At 38.5% G+C, this 12,617-nt stretch carries 3 protein-coding genes; all 3 read right to left on the bottom strand.

What is annotated here, in order from left to right:
- Positions 1-274: 274 nt before the first annotated feature.
- From eco to ACM46_RS10475, 3 genes are read right to left on the bottom strand one after another with little or no spacing between them, the layout of a single operon-like run.
- Positions 275-763, bottom strand: a complete 489-nt coding sequence (eco, locus tag ACM46_RS10485; protein WP_048506599.1) for a serine protease inhibitor ecotin — start codon at positions 761-763, stop codon at positions 275-277.
- Between the two features lie 45 nt (positions 764-808).
- A complete protein-coding gene (locus ACM46_RS10480) occupies positions 809-6,682 on the bottom strand; it encodes an alpha-2-macroglobulin family protein (RefSeq protein ID WP_048506598.1) in 5,874 nt (1,957 codons plus the stop codon).
- A gap of 12 nt (positions 6,683-6,694) precedes the next feature.
- A complete protein-coding gene (locus ACM46_RS10475) occupies positions 6,695-12,574 on the bottom strand; it encodes an alpha-2-macroglobulin family protein (RefSeq protein ID WP_048506597.1) in 5,880 nt (1,959 codons plus the stop codon).
- Between the last annotated feature and the right edge of the window lie 43 nt (positions 12,575-12,617).

The following is a 12,617-nucleotide window of genomic DNA, read 5'->3' as shown; positions in this document are numbered from 1 at the left end:
AATAAATGTCTAAAAGCTTTTGTGACTTTTGTGGTTAATATTTTTCATTAACCACGGATTTCACAGAGGAGCACAGATGTTTTTATTCAATCTTTAAGCTCGCGCGGATTTTGCAGATTATGCAGATTTTGATGCCGGACTTTTAAAGATTGAAGCTGCTCAGTCAAACTGGTCTACGGGAGAAAATATATTATTTCATTTGCTCAGAAAAGGATTGTTACCAATAAAAAACTCCCCACGAAATGTGAGGAGTTGTTATTAAAGAGCGTTCGGATTATCTCTGAACGGCTGACTTTATTTTAGCATCAGGACGCAAGATTCTGTAACGAACTTCAAGGTCTTTCGGTACATAGAATACCAAAGGAAGCTTGCTGTTGTATCTTACGATCTCCGGTTGAAGCGTTACAAATTTCTTGGTTTTCTTCTGATCCGGGCAAGCCATTAAAGTTCCTCCCGTTTCACCGTTCGATTCTACTTCATAATAGTTGTAGCCCCATCCCTGAAGATCCTGGGTTTTCACATTTCCCATTAAAAAATGTTTGTTACAGTCCAGCAATTTCTCTGCGCCTACAAAAAATTCCACTTTTAAATCGCTTTCATTTTTGGCAACAGGCAGCTGAATATACACCTGCTTAAATCCGTCTTTAGCTTTCGGGAACATTTCAATCTCCAGCTTCTCAAACTTTTCTGCTTTCTTTTGTGCGAAAGCATTTACACCTGCCAACATAATCAGTCCTGTCATTAAAGTTTTTGAAAATCTCATCTTATTTTTGTTTTAAAAATTTTACTACTTCCCTATAGCCAAAAATCATTCCAAAATCTGCACATTGGTCCCTTTTGTATGGGCATTCATCTGCGGTGCATAATAATTCTGCATGGTGGTAATCCCGTTGGAGAATTTTCCTGAAGCATTTGAGATCACATCATACTCAAAGACATATTTTCCTTTCGGCATATACTGGATGTAGAAATTGGTAGATGCATCTTTCGTAGCCTGATAGTACCCCAGATTGTTTTTCCACTGGTAACCGGACAATACATCTGTAGGTTCAAATCCTGCCGCACGCATGTCTTTAATGTGAATGAATTCCATCGCTCTGTCTGTATTCAGGATCATTCTTACGGTTACTTTATCTCCTACTTTTAAAGGGGTATCCGCTGAAATTTTCTGAAGTTCTTCCCCATTTACCGTTTTCACTTTTTTGTAAAGTTCTTTGGTGATGGAGATGTAGTTTTCGGAAGATTTTATTTTATCCAGATCTTCATAGTACTGCCAGAACAATCCGCCTTGAACAATTCCCGGTCCCGGTTTTGTAACCGTTACTGTTCCCAGGTTTTTATCTACCGCGTCTGTTTTCACAGTTGATTTTACATAACCTGTGGCCTGAGTCTGGGGAACTAATTCTTTTCCGCCCCAAACGATTGTTGCTTTATCGCTTTCTGCACCTGTCCAGGATTTTCCTGAATTTAAAATCGTAAAGATCACTTCTGAGGTTCCTCTTGAGCTTCCCCATGAGTTCACTTCTTTCTGAGTCACCAGCCAGATCTTCATATCTTCAATCATTTTCTGATCGTTAGGCTTCAGTTTGTTGAATGCTTCCAACGCACCTGCCTGATTAACCACTTTAGATCCGAACCATCCCCAGTCATTAAGATTCTGTTTCCAGTAAACGCCCTGAGTTTTTGTATCGGTAGACGTTTCTTTCAGATAGTTCATTAATTTATCCGAAACATCTTTTAAGCCATAATCATTCATCAGTAAAGCAGCTCTGTGAAGTCCGAAGAAGGTAAAATCTGTGATCTTCGCTGTTTTTGCTTTCTGTTTTACCATAGATTTCAAGGATGCTCCTTTTCCGCTCAGAGGATATTGTTTTTCCAAGTAGTTTCGGGTATCAAGATAATCCATAGCCCAGTTGCTCCAGACATTATTGGCTTTTACATCCCAGTATTTGCTTACTTCATTATCTACATACTGCACTAATTTCGCTACCAGTTCTGCCTGTGCTGTCCCTTGATATTCTTTTGCATTATCTTTCAGCCAGCTGTTGATTTTTCCTAAATTTTTAAGGATATACAATGATGTTCCGTAAGAGCTCGGATATCCGGGATACCATGAGAAGCCGCCATCCGGATTCTGCAGTTTTTTAAGATCGTCCCAATCCTGAGTGACGGAGTTTCTCATTGTATTGGCATCGAACAATAAAGCCAGTTTCTGCATCTGTTCGCCTTCACTTTTACTTTCCAGCACCCAGGGTGTTTCTTCCAGTAAAAGCTGTTTCAGTTCCTGATTTTTTTCAAGATTTGAATTCAGTAATCCTTTATTCTGATATTCTTCAAAAACGGTCTTCATTTTCGGATTGGCTTTAAAGATTTCAGAAGCCAGTACATCGGCAAACCATTTATTGAAGATTACATCCGCAGAATTGTTCTGGTCGTTTTTAAGGCTTGGCAGTGCAAACATAATTTCCCAGATCGGATTGGTCGTAAGTTCCAACGTATTGGAAACATTGGTAATGGTTGCAGAGTTTGCGTTTTTAAGGTTATCCAAAACAAATGTTTTTGTTTCGCCTTCTTTTACAAATACAGGAAGTGCATCTGTTACGAGCATTCTGTTCGGAAGTATCGCTATAGCCTGCTGTTCACCATCTGAATAGGTGCCTGCTTTTGCTACTACTTTTAAAATAATAGAAGATACATTATTCGGAACTTTAAGTTTCCATGTGAGTGCACTGTTTCCTTTTTCGTCTAAATTAAAATTCTGTGTTCCTGCATTGATGCCGAACTGAGAAGAAATATTTTCATTCGTGAAGGCATCCAGAATCTGAAGTTCCGCAGAACCGCTCAATTTTTTATCGGTAAGGTTGGATAGTTTCGACTGAAGGTTCAGTTCATCCCCTTCTCTCAGGAATCTTGGATAGTTAGGCGTTACAGAGAATTCTTTCTGCGTTACCACCTGTTTTTCCAACACCGCTGCTCTGGCATCTTTTGTATGGGCCAGGAACATCAGTTTCCATTTCGTTAATGCTTCCGGGGAAGTGAATTCAAAATTAACATTGCCTTCTGCATCTGTTTTCAGATCCGGATAGAAGAATGCAGTTTCATTTAAGTTTTGACGTACAGGAACTTTTTCCAGGTCTTCTGCTGAATTTTCTTTATCAGCAACACCATCGGCATCAGCCTGCTGATCTCCGGCAGCAAATGAGTTTGCTCTTTTTGCCCTATTTCCTACCACTATAGCCTCTTCAACACTTTCCATTTTTGCGCTGGCAACCGGTGCCGGAAGAGCTGTACTGTAAACCTCCAGACCAGGGGCGATTCTTCCTCCCTGATTGTACAGACCTCCATCAAACCAATTAAAATTAGGAATATCTACATATTTTCCATTGTAGTATTTTAATCTTTTCTGATAGTATTGCTGAAGCAGATACTGTCTCACATCGTAAGACGTCACGATGGAATATGGCGTATATAAATTCTGCCAGCTAAATGTATTGGCTGCGAACTGATCCAGTGACATATCGTACATATTGGCTAGTACTTCAGCATTTACTTTTTCTTTATCATTTCCTGATACTTTCACCGTCCATTTTTCTTTGGAATTCGGCTCCAGTTTATCTCTGAAAGTAACGGTTTCTATTTTTAAAGGCTGTTCGGTATTTTTTATTTTCAGTGTGGCAGACTGGGTCTGAACATCATTGAAGGCTGCAATCTGGAACTGAATATTTAAAGCTGATACCGCTTTATCTTTAGGGATATCTGCGGTATATTCCAGTACACCTTTTTTCATCTGATGACTTTCTGCAACTGTTTTTCCTGAACCATCCTGAATAAATACATTCACCAGCGCATCCGGAATTGCCGAATACACATATACTTTCGCCTTTTCGCCTCTTGAAAATTCGTTCTTCGGTTCAATAACCGTTAAGAAGGTTTTCTGAGCGGGTTTCAAAGAACCTTTATCCCAGATACTGAAATTCTGAGAAGATTTTATGGTGTCTTTTCCTTCGATATTAAACAATTCAAGCTGATAATCTCCTGCATCCAGCTTTCCTAAATCCAGTTCCGGAGCTGTCTGCTGAAGTTTTTCATTGATTACTTTTTCTGTTTTCCAGTTTTTGGCTTCGTCATTTTTATCAAACAAATCATGTGGGAATTTACTGATAAATTCGTCTTTTGAATATTTTGGAAGGTTCTGAACCTCTGTCGCAAAATTGTCTCTGAAAATTCTGTCCGGAGCATTCAGTTTTGACAGTTTAACGTGATATGATTTTTTAAGATCCTGTTCGTTATAATTCAATGTTTCCACTTTCAGTTTTACACTTTCGTCACTGAATGCATTTTTGATGTTTTCTGCTTTGATGTAGTGGGAAACTGAGGACACTTTCAATTGTGTATTCGCAGACTGTGTTTCTCCATTGATATCGGTTACGGAAGCATTAATCTCATAATTATCAATCTGAATTCCTTCCAGTTTTTCATCTTTTTTAAGATCAAGACGGATTACAAATTCTCCTTTTTCATTGGTTTTGGCCTCGCCGAGAATAGAGTTTTCATTACCGCTATCATTTGGATACCACCAGAAGTATCTCCATCTGATGTTGTGTTTTTTGATCTCATAATTAACCGTCGTATTGCTCAAAGCAACACCGGAGAACATCATGGCTTTTCCTTTCAGTTCAATGACCTGCCCGTATTTGTATTCGTCTTTTACAGAGTCAAAAGTAACTTCAAATTTCGGTCTCTTGTATTCCTCCACTCTGATGTCCTTGTATCCCTGGGACACATCATCAGTTCTTAAATAAAACACCCCGTTCAGCTGCCCTTTCGGAAGAATAAAGCTTCCGTGGTAGGAACCGAAATCATTGGTGGTGAAATTCTGCGAAGTGACTTCCTGACCGTTGGCATCCTGAAGGGTAATTTTCTGTTTTACACCGGAAGTAACGGATTCTATTTCCTTATCTATTTTTGTGTTGATGACCTTAAAATAAACAACTTGTCCCGGTCTGTAAATCGCTCTGTCTGTAAAGATCTGCGCTTTGGTCCGGGTTTGTTTATTCGGGTTGTAGTCTTCCACATTTCCGTTGTTTCCATATACCTGCATCATTTGGAAATCATTGGTTTTAGGCTGGCGGATCAGAAATGTTCTGTAATATTCATTGCTTGAGGTGGAAGGAAATTTAAAAACACCGTTGGCATCTGTTTTCCCTTCTATTTTATTTAATGTTTTATTGGCCACAAATTCATAAAAAGTAAGGGTTTCATTGGCCGCCGGTTTTCCGTTTTCGCTGTTCACCAGTTTCAGAGTATTGGAAAGCTGATTCCTGTCTGTTTTTGCCTGATAGATGATTCTGTTTCCGGAAACCAGGAAATAGAAATTCTGTCTGGAATCGCTGTCTTTTGCATCAGATCCTGCCACGGAATATTCAAGAACATAGACTCCCGAAGGAAGAGGTTTGATCTCTAAAGCCGTTTTATGCACCTGATAGTCTTTGGCATCCACCAGCTGAAAGGTTTCTTTTCTTACCAGACTTTTTTTAACTCTTCCAAAACTGTTGTTGTAAGAGTTCTGCATATATTGCATGAAGGTTGTAAAATCTTCTTTTACTTCATAAATATTCAGTGAAAATTCGGTTACATTTTTGTGATCTGCCACAAGTTGGATCGGCAGATTATTCTGGGTCTGCTGTTCATATTTAAGCGTAAGAAAAGGATTGATGATCTGGTTTTCTTTGCTTTTAATGTTGTCGATAAACGGAGATTTCGGATATTGTTTCTTAGCTTGTTCAGCTATAGCCAAAGCTTCTTTATCCTTCTTTTTGGCCATCAGCTCATTCATGATATCTTCCATGATGATGACTTTATAATCTCCTTCCGTATCAGATTTCAACAGATTCTGAAGCTGTTCAAGTTTATCTTTGCATGAGTTGTAGTTGCAGTTTTCCATCAGCTTTTCTTTCATGAAATAAAGCTTAGGATTTCCGTTGTTTTGAGCAATCAGTTCATCAAAGGTGATATTGATCTGCGTTCTGTTTTCCGTCAGTTCATTTTTTGTGAAAAGGCTGTTTTCGGAAAGGAAACCGATCTTTTTCATGGAATACCATTCAAGCAAGGTCGGGAAATAAGCGATGTCTTTGCTGTCTGTAAAAATATCTTTATACTTCGCAAGGGATGTTTTTTTCATGTCCTGTTTCTGCTGATCCAGTTCCTGATAGCTTTTCTTCAGATAGTTTTTAAAGTCCAGCTTACTCCAGGTTTCTATCTGGGACAGATCCTGTGAATTGATGTTGGTTCTTCCTTCTATCTCCCACGAATTCTGATTATAGTAATCCATAAAGAATCCGTTCAGAAGAACACGGTACACCAGTTTTTCTTCTCCTTTCAGTTTGGAATCTGCTCCCTGAAGTTTCTTAAAAAACTGAGACGCAGCATCATTTTTATCGTCATCTACCGTTTGATTGACAATACTGAATTCCGCTTTCAGGGAACGGATAAGCTGGATGGCATTATTTTCTTTCATTGCGTGATTTTGGATGTCTAAAATAATGGGAAGATTAGATTTATAAGCGCCTTTCGCACTGTTTTCAATCACCTTTTTCCATTGGTCGTCGTAATATTTCTGGGCATGCATTTTCGCAAAAAAGCTGAAACACAGAAGTATCATTATTAGTTTAACATTTCTCATTTGCTTATGTTGTTATTTTCTTATTTCTATTTTGTCTCCTTTCGTTCTGGCATTCATCTGAGGTGCATAGTAGTTCTGCAAAACCGCAAAACCACTTGAAAAACTTCCTGAGGCATTGCATACCATATCATATTCAAACACGTATTTTCCTTTCGGCATATAATAGATAAAGAAGTTGGTAGAGGCATCTTTCGTCACCTGATAATACCCAAGATTATTTTTGTACTGATACCCGGAAAGTACGTCTACAGGCTCTAAACCGGCGGCTCTCATGTCTTTGAGATGCACATACTGCATCGGCCGGTCTGTATTCAGAATCATTCTTACCGTTATTCTGTCTCCTACCGTAAGCGGACTGCTATCTGTAATTTTTAACAGCTGTTCCCCGTTTTCGGTCTTTATCTTTTTATAATATTCTCTGTTCATCGAAAGATAGGTTTCCGTAGATTTTACGTTCTCCAGATCTTCATAATACTGCCAGAATAATCCACCTTGTGCAATTCCCGGACCAGACTTTGTAACTGTAACTTCCGCCAGGCCTGGATTGATCTTGTCAGATTTAATGACCTGTTTCAGATAGCCTGTTGTTTTGGTTTGCGGCACCACTTCTTTTCCGCCCCATATCACGGTGGCTTTATCTGCCTCGGGAGTTGTCCATGATTTTCCGGAATTCATCATAATATAAATGATCTCTGCCGTAGTTCTGGAATTCCCCCATGAATTTACTTCTTTTTGGGTAGCCAGCCATACTTTAGATTCTTCTATAAAATCAATGTCGTTGGGGGTAATTTTATTTAATGCTTCTATAGCCCCTGCATGGTTTACAGCTTTACTTTCATACCATCCCCAATCGTCCAGATTCTTTTTCCAGTAAGCTCCCTGAGTTTCTGAGGATACGGATGTTTCCTTTAAATAATTGATCAGTTTTCCGGAAGTATTTTTCAGTCCGTAGCTGTCATAAATAAGGGCTGCCCTGTGAATTCCAAAGAAAGTAAGATCTGTTACTTTGAATTGATCTGCCCGGTCAATAATTATTGTCTTTAATCTTGCTCCTTTTCCGGTGATAGGATATTCTTTTTCCCAATAGCGTCTGGCATCTAAATAATCCAGTGCAAAATTACTCCAGGGATTGTCTTCCCCTTCCTTCCAATACCGTTCCAGCTGCCAGTCTACAAAGCTGATGAGTGAAGAGATCATGGCATTTTGACCTGTCTGGTATTCGGAAATTCCGCCTTTAAGCCATTCATTCATTTTTCCAAGATTTTTCAGAATATATAATGAGCAGGTATAGGAGCTCTGATATCCCGGAAGCCACGGAAAGCCTCCATCCTGGTTCTGATATTTCATAAGCTGATTCCAGTCTTTATTGATTGAGTTTTTCATGGAATTCACTTCGAAAAGCCTTGAAATGCTATTCATGGTTTCTGCTTCGGATTTGGATTGCAGTACCCATGGGGTTTCTTCCAGTAAAATCTGTTTCAGCTCCTGATTTTTTTCAAGATTGCTTTTCAGAAGATCGGCCGTTTTGTATTCATCAAAAACAGCTTTCATCCGGGGATTGGCTTTGAATATTTCAGTTCCTACCACATCTGCAAACCAGGTATTAAAAATTTCGTCGGAGCTTATATTTAAATTCTGATTCAGATCAGGAAGGGCAAAAATAATTTCCCAGATAGGATTGGTTTTCAGTTCTAAGGTATTGCTGAAGTTAAATGCTGTTTTAGAAGTATTCTGTTTCAGATTATTCAATGTAAATGTTTTGGACTGTCCTTCTTTTACAAACACCGGAACCGCATCGGTAAGCAACATTCTGTTTGAAAGTACAGCAACCGGAATCTGCTCCCCGTCGGAATAGTTTCCTGCTTTTGCCAGTATTTTGATAATAACGGAAGAGGCTTTACCGAAAGGCGTTTTTATGTTCCAGCTTACGGTAGAATTTCCGGTTTCTCCCACCGTAAAATTCTGTACAGATGTGACCCCGAACAGGGAAGAAATATCCTCACCGCTTTCTGCATCCAGAATCTGTAAAGATGTAGCCCCTTGCATCGCGGTATCGGTAAGATTTGAAATTTTGGTCTGGAAATTAAGTTCATCCCCTTCTCTCAAAAATCTTGGATAGTTTGGATTGACGGACAATTTTTTCTGTGAAACAATATCTTTTTCCAAAACAGCTGCCCTTGCCTCTTTTGTATGGGCCAGAAACATCAGCTTCCATTTGGTGAGCGCTTCCGGTGTTGTGAATTCAAAACTAACCCTGCCTTCTTTATCTGTTCTAAGGTGAGGATAAAAAAATGCAGTTTCATTAAGGTTTTGGCGGGCTTTCACTTCATCCAGACCGTCTTTATCCTCTTCAGACTTTTTATCTTCTTTTTTATTGGAAGCCATGCGGATCTCTTCATTTTCAAAACGCCCGCTTTTTGTTTTCAAAGTCTGGTTGATTTCCATAGCCATTGCCCGCCTAGGTGCTGGGCAGCCATTATACGTTTCCAGTCCGGGAACAGTAGGGCATGCATCATTCGCGTCATCTACCCCATCACCGTCCGTATCTGTCAGCATACAATATTTAGCCAACAGATTATAAAATACATTTTTATCAAACCAATTGAACTGAGGAATGTAAACCGTTTTTGTTTCTATATAATTGAACTTCTGATACCAGCTCAAAGTCTCGGAGAAGTTACCGATATTATAATCCTCAATCACACTGTACGGGATATAAAATTTACTGAATCTGTAGGTATTTGGAACAAATTTATCAAGCGATTTATCATACATGGCCGCCAATACTTCTGCCACTACTTTCTCTTTGTTTTTCCCTACCACCGTCACGCTCCATTTTTCTTTTGAATTGGGCTCTACTTTATCTCGGAAGGTAGAGAGTTCAACTTTTAAAGGTTCTTCATCATTTTTAATATAAATATTGGCAAATTCATTCTGAACATCGTTGTAATGAGTCACAGAAAACTGTACATTATATTTCACAATGTTTCTGTCCTGAGAAACCGGAAAAGTATAGGCCAGAACTCCGTTTGTGAATGTCTTATTTTCAAGTTTTTTACGTCCTTGTCCGTCTTGCCAGTATACATTCACTACAGCGTCCGGGATTGCGGAATAGGCATACAGAGTCACCTGCGATCCTCTTACCACTTCATCTTTGGGTGCTGTGATTTTCAGGAACGGATACTGATCCGGCCCTAGCCCTTTTTTGTCCCAGATGCTGAAATCCTGCTGTGCTTTTATGGTATCTTTTTCTTCGATATTGTAAACCAGCAATCTGTAATCTCCGGCTTCCAGGCGGCCTAAGTTCAATTCTTTGTCACCTTGCGAGCGCTCTGTAACGGTTTTTAAGATTTCCCAGTTTTTACGGTCTTCCGACTGATCATATCTGTCATGTGGAAATTTCACCAGATATTCTTCTCTGGACATCTGCGGAAGGTCCTGAATATTGTTTCTGAAATTATTTCTCAGAACGCGTTTGGGCTGCTTTAGCTGAACCAGCTTGACTTTATAGTTTTTTTGCAGAGGAATATCGTTGTAATTGAAAGATTTCACTTTTACTTTCAGCTCATCGTCTGCAGCAGCTTCTTTTATTTCATCCACCGCCAGATAATGGGAAACCGAAGCTACTTTTATATTGGTTTCGGCAAGCTGTGTTTCCCCATTGATATCGGTAGCCGAGGTTTTTACTTTGTAGTTATGAACCTGTATTCCTTCTGTATTTTCATCCTTCTGAAGATCAATTTTAATGGTAAACTCCCCTTTTTCATTGGTTTCCGCCTTTCCTAAGATTGAATTCTCATTGCTGTACTGTTCAACGGGGTACCACCAGAAATACCTTTGGCGTATGTTCTCTTTTTTAAGTTCAAAACTGACATTGGTATTGCTTAAAGGAATCCCTGAAAAGGTAAGCACCTTTCCTTTCAGTTCTATAATCTGTCCGTATTTATAGTCCTTTTTGATGGTATCAAAAGTGATTTCAAATTTTGGACGCTTATACTCTTCCACAGAAAAATATTTTGAATCAGTGATGGCAAAATCGTTATACATTCCGGAGACTTCCAGTCTGAATTTTCCGTTCAGTTTATCTTTCGGAAGGACAAAACTTCCACTGTATGATCCAAATGCATTGGTTTTAAATTTTTCAGTCGCGATTACCTGATTGTTGGCATCGAACAAAGCAACCTTCTGTTCATTATTAACGATGACATTATCTCTCTTTTTATTAAAATCAGGAATGGTGGATATTGCTTTAAAATAAACGGTCTGCCCGGGCCTGAATATCTCCCTGTCCAGAAAAAACTGCGTATGAGGATATGGATAAGCGTCGGAACGCTCATTGTAGGTTCCATCTACCAAATTGAAATCATTATTTGCAGAGTCGTAAATCAGATATTGGGGAACAGCGTGGTACCGGATCTTTTCAGACGGAAATCTTGAAAAATTATCGGTTTTAATCAGCAGCTGGGTTTCATTCATATTGGAATAATCTCCAAATCCATATTTCAGGAGCCTTGTATTGGTCATGGGTTTACCATTCTCCCTGGAAACGAGGATATGGTCTTTATTTTCATCATAAATAACCCTTGAAGAGGTCACAAAAAACAAGAACTTTGACACATCTTCTCCGTTAATATATTCACAGATATACATTCCTTTGGGAAGTGCCTTCATCTCCAGTGCCGTGGTATGACTCTTATAATCTTTCTTATCAATCAGAGGAAAAACTTCTGTTCTGTAAAGTGTTTTATCTAGTTTTTTGTAATTCACTTCATAATCAAGATCTCTCAGATACTGAAGCTGCTTTTGGAAATTATTGATACTGTAGATCTTGATGGTAAAACTGTCCGCATTTTTATGTCGGGCTACAATCTGTATTGGTTTTTCAGGTTCGTTGTGAACTTCGTAATAAAGCTGCACTTCAGAATTCTTCATCCTGCTTTCCAGATAGGTAATATTGCTCATAAATTGGGATGCCGGATATTCTTTTTTTACCTGATCAATGAGCGCTACTGCTTCCTGTGGTTTTGATCTGAACAGCTTCTCTGCCGTATCATTTAGAATTAAAATCTTATAATCTCCCTGTACCGGACTTTTAATCAGAGCAATCTGCTTATCAAGCAACTCATCATCCTTTTTTATAGAATTCCCGTAAACCAGCTGCTGATGCTGAAAATAGAGTTTAGGATTACCTGTATTAAAATCAATAAGATTCTGATATAGGGCTAGAACTGTAGTCTGATTGTCTTTCAGTTCATTTTTTGTGAACAGGTCACTGCTTTTTAGGAACTCCATATTTTTTCTGACCTTCCAGTCATAAAGGCTGGGGAAAAATTCAAAATCACTTTTTGTTTCGAAAGCATCTTTGTATTTCTCCAAAGGAATTTTTTTGAGTTTTCTATCTAATTCCGAAAGCTGTGCAAACTTGTTCAGGTAGTAATTCTTAAAATCAAGCTGAGTCCAGGATTCGATCTCAGCAATATCTCCTTTATCAATATTGGTCCGTTTCTGGATTTCCCATTTATTTTTTGCGAAATAATCTTCAAAAAATTCAATCTCCAGTACCTTAAATAAAAGCAGATCATCTTTTTTCAGCTGTTTTTCCGTATTGCTGATCTTTGAAAAGAAAACGGAAGCATAATCATTTTTGGGATCATCCTGAGTATCTTTATAAATGGCAAATTCAGCTTTTAAAGATTTTATAATTTCTACAGCATTTTTATCCTTAACTGCCCTTTTCTGAATTTCAAGAATGATGGGTAAACTGGATTTGAAATCCCCATTTCGGTATCCTTCTGCTACTTTCAGCCATTGCTCTTCATAGAAATTCTGAGCCGAGAAAAATATACTGAAAAAAGTAAAAAACAACAGAACATATTTGGAGATGTTTTTCATAGGTATTATTTTTGATCAATGAATTTCTTAAAAATACTGAAAA

The sequence above is a fragment of the Chryseobacterium angstadtii genome (genome assembly GCF_001045465.1).
Classification (GTDB): Bacteria; Bacteroidota; Bacteroidia; order Flavobacteriales; family Weeksellaceae; genus Chryseobacterium; species Chryseobacterium angstadtii.
The sequence above is the reverse complement of the archived record's forward strand: the minus strand, read 5'-3'. Positions and strand labels throughout refer to the sequence as shown.

Bases quoted from the DNA above. Each gene is read 5' to 3' on its own strand.
- ACM46_RS10480 (WP_048506598.1), bottom strand. From the start codon at position 6,682: ATGAGAAATGTTAAACTAATAATGATACTTCTGTGTTTCAGCTTTTTT.
- eco (WP_048506599.1), bottom strand. From the start codon at position 763: ATGAGATTTTCAAAAACTTTAATGACAGGACTGATTATGTTGGCAGGT.
- ACM46_RS10475 (WP_048506597.1), bottom strand. From the start codon at position 12,574: ATGAAAAACATCTCCAAATATGTTCTGTTGTTTTTTACTTTTTTCAGT.